This is a genomic window from Subtercola frigoramans (assembly GCF_016907385.1).
GTDB classification, from domain to species: Bacteria; Actinomycetota; Actinomycetes; order Actinomycetales; family Microbacteriaceae; genus Subtercola; species Subtercola frigoramans.
Window position 1 is genome coordinate 2,912,024 of the sequence record NZ_JAFBBU010000001.1, and the last position, 19,863, is coordinate 2,931,886.

The following is a 19,863-nucleotide window of genomic DNA, read 5'->3' on the forward strand; positions in this document are numbered from 1 at the left end:
GGAATAATCCAGATTTCCATACGTTTGCATACATACAATCGTTCATGAAACAGGAGAACACCATGACCGCCGAGACCTCCGGACTACACCATGTCACCGCGATCGGAGGCGACCCGCAGAAGAACATCGACTTCTACATCACCGGCCTCGGCCTCCGGCTCGTGAAGAAGACGGTCAATTTCGACGACCCGAGCACCTACCACCTGTATTACGGCGACGACGCAGGCCGCCCCGGTTCTCTGATGACGTTCTTCCCGTGGAAGGGAATCCGCCCAGGCCGCATCGGCGCGGGCCAGTCGACCAGCACGGCCTTCTCCGTGCCGGCAGGGAGCATCGGCTGGTGGAAGTCGCACTTCGCCGGGCTCGGCGTAGAATCCACTGTCACCAGCGAGAACCAGGCAGAGGAACGCCTTTCGCTGCGCGACCCCGACGGACTTCAACTCGACCTGGTGGCCTCGAGCATCGTCGACCCGCGCGACCCGTGGGATTCAGCATCCGTACCCGCCGAGTTCGCCGTTCGGGGCCAGCACTCCTCTGTTCTGACGGTGAAAGACCCGACGGGCACCGCGCGGGTGCTCACCGAAGAACTCGGCATGTCCCTGATTTCTGAGCAGGGCAACCGTCTGCGTTTCTCTGCCGGCGGCTCCGAACTCGCCGGGCACATCGTCGACGTGATCGCCGACCCGAAGGCACAGACCGGCCTCACCGCCGGCGGGACCGTGCACCACATCGCGTTCCGCGTGCCCGACCAGGAGACCCAGCAGCTCTGGCGCGAGCAGCTCGCCGGCCACGGCTACGAGGTCACGCAGATTCTCGACCGCCAGTACTTCACTTCGATCTACTTTCGTGAGCCCGGCGGCGTACTCTTCGAGATCGCCACAGACACCCCCGGGTTCGACATCGACGAACCGCTGCTCGAACTCGGCCGCAGCCTGAAACTGCCGCCGTGGCTCGAGCCGTCGCGCGAGGCGATCGAGCACTCGGTCATCCCCGTTCGGCTGCCCGCAGAGAACAATCCCGCGCTGGGCGACTCCGTACGGAACGACTCCGTACTCAACGACTCCGTACTCAGCGACTCCATACATAGCGACACAGATTCCACGGGAGCATAGCCATGATGGACGCCGCGGAGCTTTCGTCGTGGCCGCACGTGTACCGACCGGGGCTCGATGCTCGCAGAGACGCTCCGGTACTGCTCATGCTCCACGGCACGGGCGGCAACGAGCGTGAGATCCTGTCGCTCGCTGACGCCATCGACCCTGAGGCGGCCGTGCTCGCTCCCCGTGGCAGGGTGAGCGAGCACGGTGCGACCCGATGGTTCCGCCGCATCGCCGAGGGGCAGTTCGACGTCGACGACGTGAACGTGAAGGCGGCTGAACTCGCCGAGTTTGTAGCCTGGGCGCGTCAGGAATACGGCCTGGCACCCGGTATGGATGCTCGGCCCATCATTGCGGTCGGTTTCTCGAACGGCGCGAACATCGCCCTCGCGCTTGCGGTTCTGCACCCCGAAACTGTCACCCTCGCCATGGCGTTCTCCGGGATGTACCCTCTCGGCAACCGTGAGCTTCCTTTGCCGCTCCCGGATTCCCGAGTGCTGCTGCTGAACGGAGAAGCCGATCCGATGGCGCCGTCATCGTCGGTCGACCAGCTCGAGACCGAATTGCTTCGGGCCGGCGCCGGCGTCGAGCGTGTCGCTCGAAGCGGCGGCCACGGAATCACCGCCGAGGAGATCGAGAAAGCACAGGCCTGGTTGGCAACAGCGGCGAGCTGAAGATCAGGAGTCGCCGAGGATTCCATCGACGTAGAACCAGCAACCGCGCTCGGAGACAAACCGACTGGTCTCGTGGAGTCGACCGGCGCGCCCGTCAAGCCTGAACCGGGCGACGAACTCGACGGTGCCCGAGCGGTCGAGCATCCCACCGCCTGTCTTCGAGAGAATGTCGAGCCGGTAGAAGCGCTGTGCCGGGTCGAGCCCGAGCGACACAGGGCGGGTTGAGCTGTGCCAGGTCGCCAGCAGGTAGGGTTCGTCGCCCAGAACGAACGCGGAGTATCGCGATCGCATGAGCCGTTCGGCGGTGAGCGACGGCTGGGCCCCGGAGTGGGCAGGCGCGCAGCACTCACCGTAGGGCAGCCCGCTGAGGCACGGGCACCGGTCGGTCTCGGCCAGCTGCGGCCATGCGAAAGCGGGGGTGCCGGTCATCGTCATCCTCCAGAGCACAGACCAGCCCAGAATAGCCCGCCCACGGCGCGGTCCCCCCTGCATTGCGGTGAGCCAGCAGTAGGTTCGTCACGTGAACGTTCGCTGAACGAGAGGCGAACACGCATCAAGCAACGGCGGGTGTCGCATGAAGATCGTCGCGGTGTACAGCACCAAGGGCGGAGTCGGCAAGACGACTGCGGCGGTGAACCTCGCCTGGGCCGCTTCGGAAGACTTCCGTGTGTTGCTCTGGGATCTCGATCCCCAGGGGGCCGCAACGTTCCTCCTCGAGGTCAAGCCGAAACTCAAGGGAGGTGTCGACGGGCTCGTCGGGGGTAAGGTAGCGGCGAAGAGTGCCATCAAGGCGTCGGCATTCGAGCGGCTCGATGTGCTGCCGGCCGACGCCAGTTACCGCGACCTCGACCTGGTGCTCGACCACGCGAAAGGGTCAACAAGTCGACTCTCGCGGATTCTGCAGACCGTCGCGAGCGACTACGACGTCGTCATTCTCGACTGCCCCCCGGGAGCATCGCTGGTCGCGTCGAATGCCGTCAATGCGGCAGACCTCGTCGTTGTGCCGGTGGTGCCCTCGCCACTCTCCTTGCGTTCGCTGGAGCAGGTCACCGATTTCGTGTCGGGCTCCGCCAGTTCCGCACCCGTGCTCGGTTTTCTCTCCATGGTCGACCGGCGAAAGACGCTTCACCGCGAAGCCGTGAGAGACCTACCACGCGACAGAGGTGTGGTCGTCAACGTCGTTGTGCCGTCGAGCGTCGTGATCGAGCGGATGGGAACCGAACGCTCACCTGTTGGGGTCTACGCACCTCGAACTGAATCCGCAAACGCATTCAGCGAACTCTGGGTGCGGGTGCAGTCCAACGTGAAGGCCACGAACAAGTCGAAGCCGCGCAAGCGTAAGCGCTGATCGGCGCTCGGCGATTGCACATGCGCCGCCCGACGATTCAAACTGCTCGAATCAGACCAGCGGGTCGTCGCGGTCGATGGTGCGGCGTGAAACGTGCTCGCCGCTGACCGGATCGACCGCCGAGCGTGTCGTCATGGTGGTCTGGCGACGGCGGGTGATGAAGACGATGCCGAGAATGATTCCCAGGACACCGGCCGCCATGAGAATGTAGCCGACGAGGTGCAGATCGATCCACGACACCTGCACGTCAACGGCGAAGGCGAGGATCGCCCCGATGACGAAGAGCACAATTCCTGATCCAAGACTCATGATGGTTCTCCTTGCTTCGTTCGCCTGACTGACATACTGCGGAGCAGCAGACCGACACGGCGTGCCTCGCTTGAGGACCCAGCGATCGTAACAACCCGACACCTGGCCGGGTATGGGGTTGACACGGGCCGGGGCCGGTGTCAAGCGGGCTCGCGCAGCTCGCGTCAGACGCGCGGATCAGTCACAATGACTACCGTGCGGGGAGGCCTTCCGGCCCGCTGGATCGACACGGACCACTCCGGGAGGCGCACTCCCAGATCCGTCAATCAGAGGCAGAGTCATGACAGAGGTCGGCACCGGCTGGACCGGCAGGACCCTCGCTGGCCGTTACGCCATCGTGCGTCGGATCGGTTCCGGCGGATTCTCCACCGTGTACGAAGCGCTCGACACCCAGTTGGGCCGAAAGGTCGCCGTCAAGCTCTTCAGCGCCGGCGAGGCACGCGATGACGGCCGGCGGCGGGGGGAGGTCGATGTGCTCGCCCGGCTGAATCATCCCAACCTGGTGACGATGTACGACGCTCACCTCGCGGGTGGCGACTCAGCGATCCCCAGCTTTCTCGTGATGGAGCTCATCGACGGGCTCGACCTACGCTCGGCCCTCGACAATGCGCGGGGCGCGGCGAGGCTCACCGGCGACCTCGTCGCCCAGATCACCAGCGACATCGCCGAAGGCCTCTCTGCGATGCACGCCATCGGCATCGTGCATCGCGACCTGAAACCCGCGAACATCCTCCTGGCACCCACCGGGCTGCCCTCGCCCACTCATCGGGCGAAACTCGCCGATTTCGGAATCGCCTACCTCGTGGGTGCCGATCGCATGACGACGATCGGAACGGTCATCGGCACCGCCGCATACTTGAGCCCCGAACAGGCTTCGGGGGCGAAACCGGGCCCTGCGACCGACGTCTATGCGCTCGGTCTCGTCATCCTCGAGTGCCTCACTGGCAGGCGGGAGTATCCCGGCACGATCGTCGAATCGCTGAGCGCCCGCGCCTTCCGGGATCCTGTGGTCGGTGAGGGAATCCCGGCAAGCTGGATCACGCTGCTCACCCAGATGACCGCACGCGACCCGGATGCCCGCCCGAGCGCCCTCGACGTGGCCGTGCGCGCACGGGGTGTCGCTGCAGACCTGGCCGGGTGGCAGCTCGTCACCGCCGCTGGAACTGCCGCAGGAGCGGGAACGATCAATGCCGCCACCGCGGCGATGCCGACACCCACGGTCAGAATGCCGAGCGAGCTTCTGCCCAGAGCGTCGAGCACAGCGTCAGACACGCGGGCGAACACCATGTCGAACACTGCGGCGACACAGAGACTCTCTGGTGCGGCAGAACTCCTCACCCAGGACCCGCCCACCCCACAGGGCAGACGCCGCGCTCCCCTTGTTGCCGCCGCCGTGCTCGTGTTGCTAGGCGGCGTGATCTGGGCCGGCACCAGTCTCGCTGGCTCGAACGCATCCTCGGTGTCTGACCCGGCGCAGACCGGCGTCTCCGTTCCCACGGCTACACCCACTCCGACGCCTGAGACAACTGCACAGACCGCGACAGCGACCAATTCGCCGACGCCCGCTGAACAGACCGCGGCACCGGTCGACTCGACAACTCCCGCCGATGGTGGAACTTCGGGCAACAACGGAAACGGGAATGGCACCAACGGTAACGGGAAGGACAAGGGTAAAGGGAAGGGCTGAACCAGGCCTCACCCGAACGAAAACGGTGCGCCTGCCGGCCCCTAGCGGAGCCTCAGACACACCGTCTCCGATGAGCCGTTCCTTGAGCTGTTCAGATGAACCGGGTCAGCGAACCGCGTTCACCGAGGCGTCGGTCGAGGCGGTTCCGTCGAGAATCGCCTGGACCCGGGCGCGCTCCGACTTGCCCCAGGTCTCACGAGTGACCAGCACACCGACCAGTCCGATCACGCCGACGAGCATGTAGAAGAGCGAGCCGCCCACCCAGCCGAACGTGGCTGCGAGTGCACCAGCGATGAACGGAGCGAACCCGGAGATGCTCGACGCGAGCTGGTAACCCAGCGAGACTCCCGAGTTGCGGGTGTTCGTGGGGAAGAGCTCTCCGAACCAGGCACCCTGCACGCCCGCCAGAGACGCCCAGATCAGGCTGATGCCGATGATGTAGGTGAGCACGATCAACGCCGGGTCTCCACCGTTGGTCAACAGGAACATGGGGAACCCGAAGGCGATCACGGCGATCGTGCCGATGAAGTACATCCGCTTGCGGCCGATGCGATCGGAGATCCAGCCTGAGGTGATCACAGCGGGGATAGCGATCACACAAGCGATGAGAAGGGCGAACAGTGTCGTCTGTTTGGCCTCCGGGTGATGCACGTTGATGTTCGACAGCAGGAACGTCGCGACGATGTAGTACGCGCAGGATTCCACGATGCGCAGCGAGATGATCTGCACGATCGTGCGCCATCCCTTGCGAACGACCTCCTTGAGCGGGTTCTTCAGAATCTCACCCGCGATCTTGGCCTCCTTGAAGTCCGGGGACTCCTCGAGCTTCAGGCGAACGAACAGGCCGACGGCGATGAGCACTGCGCTGGCGAGGAACGGAATCCGCCACGCCCAATCGTTGCCCAGCTGGGCCGAGACCAGGAACACCACGGTGGCAAGGGCGATTCCTGTCGGACTCCCGGCCTGGGGAATGGCCGAATAGGCACCCTTGCTCCGCCAGGGAGCGTGCTCGAACGTCATCATGACGGCCCCTCCCCATTCGGCACCGTAGGCGAGACCCTGGATCAGGCGCACCGCAACGAGAATGAGCGGAGCGAGGAAGCCGATCTGCCCGTAGGTGGGCAGAAGACCGATGACGAACGTCGCCGAGCCCATCACCAGAAGCGAGGTGACGAGAACTGGCTTGCGCCCGTATTTGTCTCCGAGGTAGCCACCGATGGCCCCACCGAGCGGGCGTGCAAGGAACCCGACCCCGAAGGTCAGGAACGCGAGGAGCGTGCCGATGGTGGGGTCGGCCGAGGGAAAGAATGCCTTGCCGAAGTAGAGCGCAGATGCGGTTCCGAAGGCAAGGAAGTCGTAGTTCTCGATCATCGCGCCGGTGCCGGCAGCCAGAGCGGTCTTGAGTTTCTGTGGTGAGCCGAGAGCGGCTGTTCGCTGCTCCTCAGCGGTGAGTTGCGTCATGCGTTGTATCTCCTTTGATCAGCATTACGTGCAGGGATGCGTCGCTGTGAACGAGAGGGACTGGTCGTCCGGCTGTCGGTCTGTGCGGGTTGGCGACCTTGTCTATAGAGAATGACAAGGCGATTGATTGATGTCTAATACCGAAACTTGCTGAAATTGAGACTCGATACAAATAAGTACTCAGCCACTACCGGATGGGCGCCCGAGCCCGTCCGAGAATCAGATGTTGCGGCCACCCGAGATCTCGATGACGGTCCCTGTCAGGTACCGCGAGAGATCGCTGGCCAGGAACAGGACCACATCGGCGACCTCGTCAGGCTCGCCGAATCGCCCGAGCGGAATTTCGGCCAAGCGCGCGGTCTTGACGTGGTCGGGCATGGATTCGATCATGGGCGTTCGAATCAGCCCCGGCTGGATGGCATTGACGCGCACGCCCGCGAATCCGACCTCTTTCGCGGCCGCTTTCGACAGCCCGACGATGCCGGCCTTCGCCGCACTGTAGTTCGTCTGGCCGGCGTTGCCGACCTTGCCCGAGATGGATGACACGTTGATGATGGAGCCACCACCGTTGTCGCGCATCCAGTTCGCGGCGGCCCGCGTTCCCAGCCAGGTACCGCGCAGATGCACGTCGATCACCAGGTCGAAGTCCTCGACAGACATCTTGCGCATCGTTGCGTCGCGAGTGATGCCTGCGTTGTTGACCCACACGTCGAGCCTGCCGAACTCGGTGACCGTCTTCGTCACCACGGTTTCGACGTCGTTCGGATCTGACGCACGTGCCACGACGCCGACAGCGGAGCCCGAAGAATCCAGCTCCGCGAGCGCCCTGTCCAATGCCTCCTGGGAGATGTCCGTGAGCACTACGCGAGCTCCCTCAGCCAGAAGGCGCCGGGACATCGCGAGACCGAGCCCGCCAGCCGCTCCAGTGATCACCGCGACTTTGCCCGCAACGATCATGACGGCGAGGGAAGAGCATCGTCCTTCAGCTCGTGGATCTCGATCATGTTGCCGGCCGGGTCGGTCAAAAAGATCTGGTACCAGCCCTTGACTGACCAGATTCCCCAATCGTCAAAGGGAATTCCGTTCTCGGTGAGCTGGGCTTTGACGGCCTCGATGTCGTCGGTGCGAAAAGCGAAGTGCCCAGCGATGAGCGGGTTGACCGAGTGCCCCTCCTGCGCAGCCAGATAGGGCTGGCGACGGGTCGCGTGCAGTTGCAGCTCGACAGGGTCGCCGGCGTTGAAGAACTTGGCGCCCTCGTCCCATTCCTCGTCACCGTCTGTGCCGTCATTGGCGCTGGTGGCGATCATGGGAGGGGAAGGCAGCAGTTCCAGACCCAGCGCATCCCGGTAGAACGCTGCCAGGGTGCCCATGTTGTCAGATGTGACGTTGACATGATGCAGTCGAAGAGTGGCCATGAGTGTGTCCTTTCGTTGACTGATCTTTACAAGGCTCTTCCGTCGTGTCCAATACCCAATCAGGCTCGGAATAAGAGCGATACCATCACAATCGCTGTACCACCTGCGGCACGGGCGACAGTGGATGTTCGGGCCGGGGCAACACGGAGTCAGCAACTCGAAGCACTGCATGTACGGCGGCGGAGGAGTTCTCCTCGTGCCAGGCCAGGGCAGATTGATACCGTTGCTGGATGCCTCGCAAGGGCACGTACACGACGCCCGGCTGCTGGATGTGCAGGCACGAGGAGATCGTGATGGTCACCCCCGCGCCGGCTGCGACGAAGGCATGGATCATGTAGGAGTCGGGGGCAGCGAGAACGATCCGAGGAGAGAATCCCGCGTCGTGGCAGACCTCCAGCATCACCGTGCGCACGAACGAGCCGGTGTCTGAGGGAAAACTGACGAACACGTCCTGCGACAGCTCTCCGACCTCGATGCTCTCCCGTTCGGCGAGCGGGTGGTCGGTGGGCAGGACCGCGTAGAGGGTCTCCTCCTCGAGCGCGCGATAGCGCAAGCCGGGGAAGGTGGTGGGGATCAGAACGAAGCCGATGTCGAGCTTTCGTTCGGCGACCTGGGTGAATGCCGTGCTCGTGTAGACCTGGCCTGCGAACACCAGCTCGATGTCGGGGTAGGCAGCACGAACACCGCGCATGAGCAGCGGCATCAGTTCCCTGCTCGTCGCCCCGACGAAGCCGATCGTCACGCGCCCGTACTCGCCCCGGCCCCCGGCCCGTGCCGCCCGCTCGGCATCGTTGGCAGCGTCGACCGCCGCCTTCGCCGGGCCAACCAGTGCGACACCGGCCGACGTCAACCGAACCGCGCGCGTGCTTCGCTCGAAGAGCGGCGTGCCCAGGTGCGTCTCGAGTTTTCGGATCAACTGACTCAGTGGCGGCTGGGCCATGTGAAGTCGTTCAGCGGCTCGGCCGAAATGGAGCTCTTCGGCAACCGCCAGAAAGGCTTTCAGATGTCGAAGCTCCATTGCATCTCCCTTGACAGCACCGTCGGCTTTACGAACCATAACTATATCAATAGGGTCAGGATTCATTGCCGATGGGCCACCAATACGGGCTGACACTCTCGCCAGCTACGGCGCTGCACAGGGATCAGCTGAAAGCGGCGATACCCGTTATCTCGCGACCGATGATGAGTGACTGCATGGAGTCGGTTCCCTCGTAGGTGTGCACGACCTCCATATCGAGAAGATGCCGGGCCACGTGACGCTCCAGAAGCAGTCCATTCCCGCCGAGCATGTCCCGGGCTTCCCGGCAGATCTCCCTGGCCTTCTGTCCAGCGGCGAGCTTCGCCAGTGACGCTTGCGCGTTCGACAAGCGATTCTCATCCTGAAGCCGGGAGGCCCGAAGAACGAGAAGTCGCAGGCAGGTGAGGTCGCTGAGCATGTTCGCGAGCTTGTTCTGAACCAGCTGGAAACTGGCGATCGGTTTGCCGAACTGCTTTCGCTCGAGCGAGTAGTCGCGGGCGATCTCGAAGGCAGCGATCGCGTGGCCCACCGCCTCCCAGGCCACGGTCGTGCGGGTCGACGACAGGAGCGCCGACACGTCGCGGAATGAATTCGCGTGGGGAAGCCGATTCTCAACCGGGATGCGGAGATCCTCGATCACGATGTCAGCCTGCCAGACGGCCCGCTTGGCGATCTTGCCTTCAATGACGGTCGGCCGGTAGCCGTCTGGATACTCGCCTGATGCCCGATCCAATACGAACCCCTTCACCTTGTCGTCGGCAACGTCTCGCGCCCAGATGATGACGATGTCGGCGACACTGCCCAGACCGATCCATCGCTTGTGGCCGTTGATGACCCATTCGTCGCCATCGAGTCGGGCCGTGGTCTCGAGACCGACGGAGTCCGACCCATGGTCGGGCTCGGTCAGCGCGAATGCGCCCAGCGACTCCAGGCGAGCCAGAGCGGGTAGCCATTTCTCCTTCTGTCCCTCGCTTCCGAAGCGATCAATCGAGCCCATCACGAGGCCGCTCTGCACGGCGTTGATCGTGTTCACCGAGCCGTCGCCCCGGGAGAGTTCCTGCGCGACGATACCGGCCGCGGTTCTCGACATTCCCGGGCAGCCGTACCCGGTGATGGTGGTGCCGACGATCCCGAGTTCCCTCAGGCCGTCAAGCAACGACATCGGCATGGTCGCCGCTTCCCAATGGTCATTGATCGAGGGAATGACGCGCGAAGCAACGAATTCGCGCACGCGATCCCCGATATCACGCTCGTCTTCCGTGAGGAGCGAAGCCACGTCGTAAAAGTCACTTGTTTCTTGGATGTCCATATCTCGTATATTTTCATCAGATTAGGTTGAAAACTATATGCAATCGGCACTCAATTCATAACTTTTTGCATATGAATCGGAGGGGAACCAGATGATGACGATCACGCCAGCGACACAGTTCGACGAACTGATCGGGGCACCACCACACCGTGGTTCCTGGTGGGCGATCGACCAGGAACGGATCGACGCCTTCGCCGCGGCAACCGGCGACCACCAGTGGCTGCATGTCGATCCGAAGCGAGCGGCCGACGGCCCCTACGGGAGAACGATCGCTCATGGCTTTCTGGTTCTGTCATTGCTGCCCGCGATGACCGCGGAAGTTCTGGCCACGGAGGGCTTTTCGGCGATCATCAACTACGGGCTCGAGAAGGTCCGGTTCCCAGCGCCGGTGCTCGTTTCGGCGCGGATTCGTAACAGCCTGGCGCTGGACGGCGCGAGAGACACCGACAAGGGCATCCTTCTGACCGTCACACACACCGTGGAGATCGAGGGGCAGGATCGCCCGGCTTGCGTCGCTCAGCAGCTGCGGCTCCTTGCTCAGTAGGGCTCATCCAGTTTCACGAGGACTGTCGATCAGGCGGACCTAGAGCTTTTTGGTTGCACACTGAGAAGCGATACGTCTTGGACCAGGCTGCAGGACGGCCCGTAGGGTGCAGGAACCGAATGTCCTCTGACTTCGGAGTCGATTGAAACGGAAATGAGTAGATTCTTGAGTGCTACGGCTGCAGACGACGACGTTCGCATCGGCTTCATCGGGATAGGCGCCATGGGTCTGCCGATGGCACGGAACCTGCACGCAGCGGGGTTCCACGTGACAGCGGTCGACCCTTCTGAAAAGCAACGCGAGCTCGCAGCGGCGCTGGGAATCGCGACGGCAAGCAGCGTTTCAGCGCTGAGCGAGAGCACCCTGCTCATCATCATGGTTGCGAGCCCCAGCCAACTCCTCGGCCTGCTCGACGAAAGCTCGCTCTTCGGCGACGCCCCCCGCCTCCGTACCGCTGTCGTCACCTCGACGGTCGGCCCGACGGCCGTTCGGCAGTTCGCAGAGCGGGCCGCGGGCTACGGAGTCGACGTCATCGATCTCGCAGTGACCGGCGGGGTGGCAGGGGCGGCGAACGGTACCCTCACGCTGCTCACCGGGGCGCCCACCCCGACGATCGAACGCGTGCGCAGCGTGCTCGAAAACCTCGGGCGCATCACCGTCTGCGGCCAGAATCCGGGCGACGGTCAGGCCGTCAAACTCGTCAACAATCTCCTTGCCGCCGTCAATCTGGCGGCCGTCGCCGAGGCGATCAGATTTGCCAAAGGCATGGGGCTCGACCCGAAGAACGTCGTGAACCTTGTTCGAAATGGTGCAGCGGCATCCTGGATGCTCTCAGAACGCGGGCCCCGAATGGCCGTGCCGCGCGAAGAACGGGACTTCGACACCTTCGCGGCCATCTTCGCCAAAGACACCGCGCTGATCGCCGAAGTCGCCACGGAACAACGCACCTCGGTGCCCCTGCTCGACGTTGTGAAATCGCAGTTCGCAGAGGTCGTCACACTGGGCTGGGCCTCGGAAGACGACTCCTGCATCGTCGATCTCCCCCTCTGAAGCCCGATGAGGTTCTTCATCACCGGCGCAGGCGGGTACATCGGCGGGTCGGTGGCCGCAGTGCTGACCGCAAGCGGGCATGACGTCAGAGGACTGACTCGCACTGCCGACAAGGCGATGATCCTGAGCGACCGAGGAATCGACCCGGTGATCGGGTCGCTCGACGACATCGACCTGATCAGACGCGAATCGACTGATGCCCAGGTCGTGATCAGTGCCGCAGACGCTGACCACCGGGCATCCGTGCGTGCAATGATCGACGGGCTCAGCGGGTCGGGTAGAGCCCTGATTCATACCAGTGGTGCCAGCATCGTCGGGGACGACGCCCGCGGAGAACCCGGCTCGGGAATGGTCTACGACGAAGAGACGCCCTTGGATGTGCAGCCGAAGAAGCGAGCCAGACATGCGATCGACACCATGGTGCTCGACTCCGCCAAACACGGGGTCAGGGCGGCCGTCGTGTGCCCGAGTCTCGTCTATGGGTACGGCAGAGGCGTCAATCCACGCAGCATCCAGGTCCCCTTTCTCGTCGACCAGGCCCGGGCCAGCGGAGTCGTCAGAGTGGTCGGCAGGGGCCTCAACCGCTGGTCGACCGTGCACATCGACGATCTGACCGACCTCTACCGGCTGGCCATCGAGGCCGCGCCAGCCGGTTCGTTCTACTTTGCAGAGAACGGCGAATCGTCATACGCAGAGATCGGCGAAGCCATCGCTGACAGCCTGGGCCTTCCGGGAGTACGGTCATGGGACCCCGATGAGGCAGCAGCGCAGTGGGGCGCCGCGCGCGCCTACTTCACGTTTGGAAGCAACAGCCGTGTGCGCGCCCTGCGTGCACGGCGAGAATTGGGCTGGAACCCGAGGTATGGTTCGGTTCTGCAGTGGATTCGGGAAGAGATCCCGAAAGATAAGGGAGTGAACACGCATGATTCTTGAGGTTGCAGACATCCGCGCCCGCGAAGGACACCACGACGAGTTCGAGGCCGCCGTGCGGCTGGGACTCGACACGGTTCTCTCGACGTCTCCGGGATTCGTCAGCTACGAGTTGAGGGCCGGCGTGGAATCGCCCGACCGCTACCTCCTGATGATCACGTGGAATGCACTCGAAGACCACACGGTCGGATTCCGTACCTCACCGCTCTACGAGCAGTGGAGCGCCATCGTCAGACCGCACTTCGCAGAGCCCCCCTCAGTGGAGCACTTTCGGCTGGTTGCGAGCTCTGCGTAGCAGGCAGTTCACACGGTGTCACACGGCATTGCTGCGAGGCGATAGTCTCGACGAACACGTTCGGTTCACCTGAGAACACCGTGCTTCTGAGCGAGTCGTCGGAGAGGAATGATGATTCCCACACCAGAGTCGTCGCCGCGTGAAGTGATCGGGCTGACGGCCACCGGCCCGGGGTCGCGTGGCCCGTACGCCAAGGGTCAAGCGCGGCGCCACCGGATCATCGCCGCCGCGTTCAAGGCGTTCGGCACAGTCGGATACAGGAACGCCAGTATGCAACAGATCGCCGACGACTGCGGCGTCACGCGGGCAGGACTGCTGCACCACTTCCCCACGAAGGAATCCCTCCTGGAGGCTGTGCTCGATGAACGTGAATACCTCGCCGACCAGATGTTCTACAAAGATGGGCCGCCCGAGTTGGAAGACGGCGTGGAATACTTTCGCCGCCTTCTCCAGGTCATCGAACACAACTCACGCAATCCCGGCATCGTGAGTCTGTTCGCCGTCCTGTCTACCGAAGCCACCGACCCCGCTCATCCCGCAAACGCCTACTTCAAAGCGCGCTACGAACGAGCTCTTTCGCGCGTTCGCGACGCGATAACGAATCTCGCCGAACGTGACCTTATTCGTGAGGGCATCGACCCCCGGGGGATCGAGATCGACATCATCGCGCTGGCCGACGGGCTTCAGGTCCAGTGGCTCCTGGATCCGTCTACCGTCGATATGCCCCAGCGGCTGCGGGCGTTCCTGCAGGCCATCGTCACCGTACAGATTCCGTGACGACGGCCTTTCCAGGCATCACTGCGCGCTGAGGAGCTGCTCCACGTCGTCGGCCGCGTAGGGAACTCCGGGCAGATCGACCAGCGTCGAAATGGGAATGGCGAGAACGTTCACCCGCCCGGCCTCCTCTGTGAGCAAGTCCCCGATGCGGGAACCGTAGCCGCCCCGTGACTGAACGAGTTCGTCCAACAGGGGGCCCACACTCGGGTGACTGGTGAACTCGCCGAGTGTCGAGAGTCCGTTCAGGGGAATTCGTTCGGCCACCCCCGGCAAGTCGACACGAGCAGAGAACGGCAGGTCTCTCGAATTCGATCCGACGAAGATCGCCAGCTGCCCCACGAGCGGGACCCGTCGCTGCAGGGCCCTGCTCCACCGGGAGACGTCATCACGTTGCACCTGGATGTGCACGACCTCCTGCGCTCCAGGCTGCAGCTGCACCTTGGCCCAACCTTTGAGCTCGTGCGAAGCAGCGCCTGCGACGCCACGACCGCCCGCGTAGACCTGGACAACTTCCGACCCGATCCGCTTGCCCAGGTTCGTCACCGTCACGTCGACCGTGAAGGCGATCGGGTCGTCGACTGGATGCACCCGAATGTCGTGTGCGTCGTGCCGGAACGTCGTGTACGAGAGGCCAAAACCGAACGGATGATCGACCGGAATCGAACGCGCGTCGTAATAGCGATAGCCCACAAACGTGCTCTCGCCGTAGACGACGACACTCTCTTCGCCCGGGAAACTCAGGTACGCGGGTGTGTCCGAGAGCCGTACAGGAATGGTCTCGGCCAGGCGCCCACCCGGCTCTGCCCCGAAGAGCACATCTGCAACTGCTTCGCCGTGAGCCTGGCCAGTGAGCCACATTTCGAGGATCGCCGAGACGTCACCCTTCCACGAAGCGGTCGTCACGACGGCCCCATTGCTGAGAATCACGACCAGGGGCAGCTCGAGACCTGCCAGCGCATCCAGGAGCTCCAGCTGAACAATCGGGAGCTCGATGGACGTTCGGTCCTGCCCTTCGGATTCGTGCGCATCCGGAAGCCCGAGAAACACCAGGGTTACGTCGGCCTGGCGCGCGGTTTCGACGGCATCGGCGATGAGCCGGGCATCCGGCTCATCGGAATCAAGCGGGTAGCCAGCTGCGAACGTCACAGTGCCACCAGCGGCCTCGATGCGCGATGCCAGCGCCTGGAGGCCGGTTGTCACGCTGATGGCATTCACACGCGAGCTGCCCGCGCCTTGATAACGGGGTGACCGGGCCAGCTCACCGATGACGGCGACATTCTGGACCACGCTGTCGTCCAACGGCAGGATGCCGTCGTTCTTCAGCAGCACAGCAGAATCGATCGCGGCACGGTGAACGAGCCGGTGATGTTCGTCGTAGTCGATCCCGGGCCCGTCGACTGGGGGTGCCGTCAGTTCGCCGAGTCGTCGGAGCCTCGCGGCAACGTCGTCGAGACGACTTCTGCTCACGGTTCCGGATGCAGCAGCTTCGGGGACTCTGGCGTCGGAGGGCTGGCCCGGCATCCGGAGGTCGAGCCCGGCATTCACGGCCTCGACGGGGTCGTGAACGGCACCCCAATCCGAGATGACGACGCCCTCGTAGCCCCACTCGGAGCGCAGGACCTCGGTGAGGAGCCAGTGGTTCTCCGAAGCGTAGACGCCGTTGATCTTGTTGTAGGCAGACATGATGCTCCACGGTGTCGACTCCCGGAGCATGATCTGGAATGCGCGGAGGTAGATCTCCCTGATTGCGCTCTGGTCGATCTCCGCGCTGACGCGCATGCGGTCAGTCTCCTGGTTGTTCGCAGCGAAGTGCTTCGCACAGGCCGCCACAGCGGCCGACTGCAGCCCGTTCACCGCTGCAGCCGCGAGGACCCCAGCCAGGAGAGGGTCTTCGGAGTAATACTCGAAGTTCCTGCCGCACAAGGGGCTCCGCTTGATGTTGAGACCCGGGCCGAGCACCACGTCGACGCCCGCGGCTTTGGCCTCGCGCCCCAGCGCACGCCCGATCTCGCGGATCAGGCCGGTGTCCCAGGAGGAGGCGACCGTGACCGCGGGAGGGAAGCACGTTGCTGGGGCGCTCCGCTCCAGCCCGAGATGATCAGGGTTCGCGTCGTCCTGCACCCGCAGGCCATGCGGGCCGTCGGCCATGCGGAGCGACCGCACCCGGTGCGAGGGCAGAGCGGCTGAGGTCCAGTAGTCGACCCCCGTCGTGAGACTCGTCAGTTGTTCCACCGACGGGAGGGGTCGGTGTGCAGGTTCACCCTTCGACATTCAGGCACCCCCGCCTGGGCGTGTGGCACCCTGCGCATCGCTCTGTTCGCGCATCAGTTGCACCCGCGCTTGGCGACGTTCGAGCTGGGCATCAGGGTCTGGAACAGGAGCGGCGAGGAAGAGGCGTTGGGTGTACGGGTGATGTGGATGCGAGGTCACCTGGTCGCCTTCGCCGTTCTCGACGATCTCGCCCCGGTAGACGACGGCCACGCGGTGGCTGACGTGCCTTACCACCGAGAGGTCGTGCGAGATGAAGAGGTAGGCGACTCCCGTGCGTTCCTGGATTTCGATGAAGAGATCGAGTACGCGCGCCTGGGTCGAGAGATCGAGCGCCGAGACTGGCTCGTCGCAGACGATGAGCTTCGGTTCGAGTGCCAACGCGCGAGCGATGGCTATTCTCTGTCGTTGGCCGCCGGAGAATTCCCGGGGAAGCCTCGTTCGCGCGTCGGAGGGCAGCCCCACACGATCGAGCAAGTCCTTGACCCTGGCCGATGCCTCGCGTCGCGTGGCGCCGCGCGCCGACAGAGGTTCGCCGAGGATCGCCTCGATGTTCATCGACGGATTCAGCGACGAGTACGGGTCCTGGAAGACGACCTGGATGTCCGCGGCAAGCGAGCGACGCGCCTTCTTGCCGAGGTGGCTGATGTCTCTGCCTTCGAACGCGATGCTTCCTCCCGAGACGGGAGCCAGGCCGAGCACCGCTCGTCCCAGGGTGCTCTTTCCTGAGCCGGATTCGCCGACCACACCCAGCGTCTCCCCGGGTCGAATGTCGAGGGAGACCCCCTTCAGGGCGTGGAAGGGCTTCGCACGGAACCCTTTGCCGGGATAGCTGACGTGCAGGTCGTTGACGGCGAGGAGTGTATTCATCGTGTGACACCTTTGCGAGGTTCCGCATACGGAGGGCGGGCTGGGCCATCCTCCAGAATCGCGTTCAGAAGGGATTGGGTGTACGGATGCGCGGGGCTCTTGAGGATCACACGCACAGGGCCCTGCTCCACGAAGTATCCCTCCTTCATGACGGTGACCCTGTCGCAGAGATCCGCCACGACACCGAAGTTGTGGGTGACGAGAAGCATCGCCATGCCTTGTTCTCGTTGAAGATCACGCAGTAGATCCAGTACCTCCGCCTGCACCGTCACATCCAGCGCCGTCGTCGGTTCGTCAGCGATGATGAGGTCGGGTTCGAGCGAGACTGCCCCGGCGATAAGTACGCGCTGGGCCATCCCGCCTGAAATCTCGAAGGGATAGGAGTCGAAGGTCTTCCGCGGGTCGGGGATGCCGACACGCGAAAGAAGATCGAGCGACCGGGCGGTTGCCGCAGACCGGCTCAGCCCGAGCGTCTTCCTGAGCGGTTCGACCAGTTGGGACCCGATGGTCACCGAAGCATCGAGATTCGACATGGGTTCCTGGGGAACGTAGCCGATACGCTTGCCCCGGAGTCGCTGGAGGGTGCGTTCCGACGCGGACTGCACTTCTGCGCCGTCGAAGATCACAGTCCCCCCGGAGATATGGCCACCCGGAGGCAGCAGTCCAAGCACGGCGAAGGCCGTCTGGGTCTTCCCCGATCCGGATTCGCCAACGAGTCCGTGGACTTCACCGGGACGGATGTCGAGACTGACACCGTGCACGACCTCCACCGATCCGCCGGCCGGTTGGTCGTACGACACCGTGAGCTTGCTGACCGAGAGAATAGGCTGTGACGCTTCTCGTCGGGAATGAGCGTCGTCGTCGTGGACGATGGCGGGGGCAACACGCGGCACGACACCGAACTGTTCGAAATCGTCGTCGGTGCCCCGCGTCGACATGCTCGTCGTGACAGCAGCGATGGACCCGGTCGCAGTGAGCACGGCACGCTTGCGGAGGCGTCGCACAATAGGCACTCTCTGCAACTCGTCACGCAGCAAGTTGGAAAACAGGGTCAGAGCGATGCACGTGAGTGCGATTGCCGCGATCGGCCAGACCATCAGCCACGGCGCGCTGTACATGTTCGAGAAGGCGTCGTTGAGCATGCCACCCCAGGTCGGCACACTCAGATCGCCCAGACCGAGGAACTCCAGCCCCGACTGGATGGCGATCGCGATGCTCATGACGACTGCCGATTGAATCAGGATGGGAGCGCGCACCACCGACAGGATGTGCCGCCCGATGATGCGCAGGTCGGACAGGCCGGCCACTCGGGCGGCGTCGACGTAGAGTTCCCCGCGAACCGCACCCACCGCAGCGTAGACGAGCCGGAAGAATGCCGGCGCGAGCAGAATTCCGAAGATGACCATCGCGAGCCAGATCGTCGGGCCGAAGACTGCCCGTGCCGCGAGGAGCACCATGATGCCGGGGAGCGCCATGACCAGGGACGTCAGCCACGAAGCCACAAGGTCGAACCAACCACGGTAGTAGCTGGCGAGCAGACCCGCGATCACTCCGATCAGCAGGGCGGTGATCAGTGCCACGAGCGCCGCAGCGATGCTGGTCTGGGTGGCGACGAGCAAGCGCGAGAAGACGTCCCGGCCAGAACTGTCAGCGCCGAGCAGGTGGTCTGCACTCGGTGGAGCGAGGATGAGCTGTAAGGAGGCCTTGTTGGCGTCGAGCGGAGCAATGAAGCGGCCGAAGATCGCGACGAGGCCGATGAGCGAGAGAAACGCGATCGTCGCAATTCCGACGGGGCGACGGACGACGCGACGAAGCAGTGTGGCGTTGGCGACCTGGCTCGGAGCGACTGTGGGGAGCGGAACGGCGGTCATGAGAGTCTCACCTTCGGGTTGAGGCCTGCCTGGGCGATGTCGATGAGCAGGTTCACGATGATCACGATGATGGCGGTGACGATCACGACTCCCATGACGACTGGGGTGTCGCTCTGCATGGCCGCCTGAACGGTGAGCTGGCCGATCCCTGGCAGGGCGAAGATCTGCTCGATGACCACAGCGCCGCCGAGCATCCCGACGAATTGCACAGAGAGCACGGCCAAAGCAGGTCCTCCGGCATTTCTCAGAACGTGGCGGTAGACGACGCGATTCGACGAGAGACCGCGGCTTCGAAGGGTACGAACGTAATCACGGGACAGGGCGTCGATGACCGAGCCACGGATCTGCTGGGAGACCGTGGCGATCGCACCGAGCGACAGAGCGATCATCGGTAGCGTCACCGAGGCGATCCACGCCGGGAACGACACCGTCAACGGCACGAACCCGGTGGCTTTGAACCAACCGAGGTTGATCGCGAAGACCAGAACGAGAACGAGCGCCACGACGAAGTTCGGGATCGCGTAGCCGATCACTGAGACAACCTGCACGACCGAGTCGATCCACCCGCCCTTCCTGGCCGCAAGGACTCCGAGAAGCACCGAGACGATTGCCGCGAGCAGGACGGCGCCGATGACGATGGACAAGGTCACCGGGAGGCGGGTTGCGATGTCGATCGACACGGATTGGCTGGTGAACCACGACTTACCCAGCTGGCCGGTCAGCGCACCGCCGAGCCAGTCGAAGTACTGCACGATGAACGGCCTGTCCAGCCCCAGCTGGTGGGCCTTCAGTGCGACCGTGTCTGCGGCGGCATTCTCCCCTAGAATCCGACGCGCGATGTCTCCGGCACCGAGATAGAGCAGGGAGAAGGCAACGAACGAGACCGCGAACAGGAGCACGATTCCGGCCGCGATACGTCTGATGAGAAATGTGAGCATCG

General features: G+C 63.8%; 20 protein-coding genes. 9 read left to right on the forward strand and 11 right to left on the reverse strand.

The genetic code is table 11. The features are described from left to right. The first annotated feature begins 44 nt into the window (after positions 1-44). Entirely contained in the window at positions 45-1,112 is a 1,068-nt protein-coding gene (locus tag JOE66_RS13635; RefSeq protein WP_239518313.1) for a ring-cleaving dioxygenase, read from the forward strand. A gap of 2 nt (positions 1,113-1,114) precedes the next feature. After that, positions 1,115-1,771 carry an alpha/beta hydrolase gene (locus JOE66_RS13640; protein WP_239518314.1) on the forward strand — a complete coding sequence of 219 codons (657 nt, stop codon included), beginning with the start codon at positions 1,115-1,117 and terminating at the stop codon, positions 1,769-1,771. A gap of 3 nt (positions 1,772-1,774) precedes the next feature. On the opposite strand, the gene JOE66_RS13645 is transcribed toward JOE66_RS13640, so the two are convergent. Then, on the reverse strand, positions 1,775-2,200 hold the full coding sequence (locus tag JOE66_RS13645; RefSeq protein WP_239518315.1) for a YchJ family protein: 426 nt from the start codon (positions 2,198-2,200) through the stop codon (positions 1,775-1,777). 145 nt (positions 2,201-2,345) lie between these two features. Between JOE66_RS13645 and JOE66_RS13650 the strand changes: the two genes are divergently transcribed. Then, on the forward strand, positions 2,346-3,119 hold the full coding sequence (locus tag JOE66_RS13650; RefSeq protein ID WP_205110272.1) for a ParA family protein: 774 nt from the start codon (positions 2,346-2,348) through the stop codon (positions 3,117-3,119). A gap of 51 nt (positions 3,120-3,170) precedes the next feature. Here the strand turns inward: JOE66_RS13650 and JOE66_RS13655 are convergent, their stop codons facing one another. Further along, the gene (locus JOE66_RS13655) at positions 3,171-3,428 is read right to left on the reverse strand and encodes a DUF6458 family protein (RefSeq protein WP_205110273.1); all 258 of its coding nucleotides are present in this window, start codon (positions 3,426-3,428) and stop codon (positions 3,171-3,173) included. A 280-nt stretch (positions 3,429-3,708) separates the two neighbouring features. On the opposite strand from JOE66_RS13655, the gene JOE66_RS13660 reads away from it, so the two are divergent. Beyond that, positions 3,709-5,115 (forward strand): serine/threonine-protein kinase, encoded by a 1,407-nt coding sequence (locus tag JOE66_RS13660; protein ID WP_205110275.1) that lies wholly within the window; start codon positions 3,709-3,711, stop codon positions 5,113-5,115. A gap of 105 nt (positions 5,116-5,220) precedes the next feature. Here the strand turns inward: JOE66_RS13660 and JOE66_RS13665 are convergent, their stop codons facing one another. From JOE66_RS13665 to JOE66_RS13685, 5 genes are all read right to left on the reverse strand, one after another. After that, positions 5,221-6,576 carry an MFS transporter gene (locus JOE66_RS13665; protein WP_205110277.1) on the reverse strand — a complete coding sequence of 452 codons (1,356 nt, stop codon included), beginning with the start codon at positions 6,574-6,576 and terminating at the stop codon, positions 5,221-5,223. 219 nt (positions 6,577-6,795) lie between these two features. Further along, entirely contained in the window at positions 6,796-7,533 is a 738-nt protein-coding gene (gene fabG / locus JOE66_RS13670) for a 3-oxoacyl-ACP reductase FabG (RefSeq protein WP_205110279.1), read from the reverse strand. After that, positions 7,530-7,991 (reverse strand): VOC family protein, encoded by a 462-nt coding sequence (locus JOE66_RS13675; RefSeq protein WP_205110281.1) that lies wholly within the window; start codon positions 7,989-7,991, stop codon positions 7,530-7,532. Before JOE66_RS13675 ends, fabG begins: the two co-directional genes overlap by 4 nt. A gap of 85 nt (positions 7,992-8,076) precedes the next feature. Beyond that, entirely contained in the window at positions 8,077-9,009 is a 933-nt protein-coding gene (locus tag JOE66_RS13680) for a LysR substrate-binding domain-containing protein (RefSeq protein ID WP_205110283.1), read from the reverse strand. Between the two features lie 124 nt (positions 9,010-9,133). Next, entirely contained in the window at positions 9,134-10,318 is a 1,185-nt protein-coding gene (locus JOE66_RS13685) for an acyl-CoA dehydrogenase family protein (RefSeq protein WP_205110285.1), read from the reverse strand. 91 nt (positions 10,319-10,409) lie between these two features. On the opposite strand from JOE66_RS13685, the gene JOE66_RS13690 reads away from it, so the two are divergent. From JOE66_RS13690 to JOE66_RS13710, 5 genes are all read left to right on the forward strand, one after another. After that, a complete protein-coding gene (locus tag JOE66_RS13690) occupies positions 10,410-10,862 on the forward strand; it encodes a MaoC family dehydratase (protein WP_205110287.1) in 453 nt (150 codons plus the stop codon). Positions 10,863-11,015: 153 nt separating this feature from the next. Continuing rightward, the gene (locus tag JOE66_RS13695) at positions 11,016-11,912 is read left to right on the forward strand and encodes an NAD(P)-dependent oxidoreductase (RefSeq protein ID WP_205110289.1); all 897 of its coding nucleotides are present in this window, start codon (positions 11,016-11,018) and stop codon (positions 11,910-11,912) included. Between the two features lie 6 nt (positions 11,913-11,918). After that, positions 11,919-12,845, forward strand: coding sequence for an NAD-dependent epimerase/dehydratase family protein (locus JOE66_RS13700; protein ID WP_205110291.1), 927 nt, complete (start codon positions 11,919-11,921; stop codon positions 12,843-12,845). Beyond that, positions 12,835-13,137, forward strand: coding sequence for an antibiotic biosynthesis monooxygenase family protein (locus JOE66_RS13705; RefSeq protein WP_205110293.1), 303 nt, complete (start codon positions 12,835-12,837; stop codon positions 13,135-13,137). The genes JOE66_RS13700 and JOE66_RS13705 overlap by 11 nt, the downstream gene beginning before the upstream one ends. Before the next feature lie 108 nt (positions 13,138-13,245). After that, positions 13,246-13,914, forward strand: coding sequence for a TetR/AcrR family transcriptional regulator (locus tag JOE66_RS13710; RefSeq protein WP_205110295.1), 669 nt, complete (start codon positions 13,246-13,248; stop codon positions 13,912-13,914). Positions 13,915-13,932: 18 nt separating this feature from the next. Here JOE66_RS13710 and JOE66_RS13715 read toward each other — a convergent pair whose 3' ends face one another. The 4 genes from JOE66_RS13715 to JOE66_RS13730 are packed head-to-tail and all read right to left on the reverse strand — an operon-like array spanning position 13,933 to position 19,861. Next, positions 13,933-16,185 (reverse strand): beta-glucosidase family protein, encoded by a 2,253-nt coding sequence (locus JOE66_RS13715; RefSeq protein ID WP_205110297.1) that lies wholly within the window; start codon positions 16,183-16,185, stop codon positions 13,933-13,935. Beyond that, positions 16,186-17,052: an ATP-binding cassette domain-containing protein gene (locus JOE66_RS13720; protein WP_205110299.1), complete on the reverse strand. Its 867-nt coding sequence runs from the start codon at positions 17,050-17,052 to the stop codon at positions 16,186-16,188. Beyond that, the gene (locus tag JOE66_RS13725; RefSeq protein WP_205110301.1) at positions 17,049-18,923 is read right to left on the reverse strand and encodes a dipeptide/oligopeptide/nickel ABC transporter permease/ATP-binding protein; all 1,875 of its coding nucleotides are present in this window, start codon (positions 18,921-18,923) and stop codon (positions 17,049-17,051) included. Before JOE66_RS13725 ends, JOE66_RS13720 begins: the two co-directional genes overlap by 4 nt. Continuing rightward, a complete protein-coding gene (locus tag JOE66_RS13730; RefSeq protein WP_205110303.1) occupies positions 18,920-19,861 on the reverse strand; it encodes an ABC transporter permease in 942 nt (313 codons plus the stop codon). Before JOE66_RS13730 ends, JOE66_RS13725 begins: the two co-directional genes overlap by 4 nt. Between the last annotated feature and the right edge of the window lie 2 nt (positions 19,862-19,863).